The 847-nt window shown below is 66.2% G+C and carries 1 protein-coding gene; it reads left to right on the top strand.

The genetic code is table 11. The features are described from left to right. Window positions 1–67: 67 nt before the first annotated feature. Window positions 68–837 (top strand): IS5 family transposase gene (locus AC6EUL_RS22860; RefSeq protein ID WP_499872904.1). Its coding sequence is split into 2 segments (ribosomal slippage): window positions 68–383 and window positions 383–837, totalling 771 coding nucleotides; the frame shifts between segments, so codons are not numbered across the junction. Window positions 838–847: the final 10 nt, after the last annotated feature.

The raw sequence follows: 847 nt of genomic DNA on the forward strand, positions 1-847 counted from the left end.
AGGGTCTGTCGTCGCCTGAACGGATTGGTTTGGCTTTCGTTTTCGTCTCTCTGATGCAGGAGGGACGATGCTGAGCGACGCGCAGTGGTCTGAACTGGAGCCCCTGGTGGAGGCCTGCCGGCCCAAGGCCAAGACGCCCCCACAGGATCTTCGGCGCACGCTCTCAGCCATTCTCTGGCGGCATCAGAACGGGGCCAAGTGGCGGGCTATTCCGGAGCATCTGGGTCCCTGGTGGCGCGCTGCGCAGATCTTCATCCGCTGGTCCCGTGCCGGCGTCTGGGAGCGACTGCTTGGCCTCGTGCAGGAGCGGGGCGTCCAACTCGGGATGGCGTTCCTGGACGGCACGAACATGCGAGCGCATCAAAAGGCGGCGGGAGCTGCCAAAAGGGGGGATCTGGGCCCGAGCGAGATGCTCGTGAAGCTCTTGGCCGCTCACGTGGCGGCTATGGCACCAAGGCTTGCGTGATCGCGGATGGACGGGGTCGCGCCATCGCCTTCCGGCTGGCGCCCGGTCAGGCCCATGAACTGCCCCATGCGGTTCCGCTGCTCGACCAGCTTCCGGGTGTGCCCAAGTGGGTCGTCGGGGACCGGGGCTACACCAGCCACGCCTTTCGTGAGCACATCTGGGACATGGGCGCGCAGCCCGCGATCCCGCCTCAGCGCCACGAAGCACCCGTCGCCTGCCCGGACTGGATCTACAACAACCGCAACCAGGTCGAGCGCCTCTGGGCCAGGCTCAAGGAGTGGCGCGCCATCGCCACACGCTACGAGAAGACGACCGTCAGCTTCATGGGCGTCCTCTGTCTTGCCGCGGCCCTCGATTGGCTCAAGCGATGACAGACCCTAG

The organism is Methylobacterium sp. 001424705 (assembly GCF_059816145.1).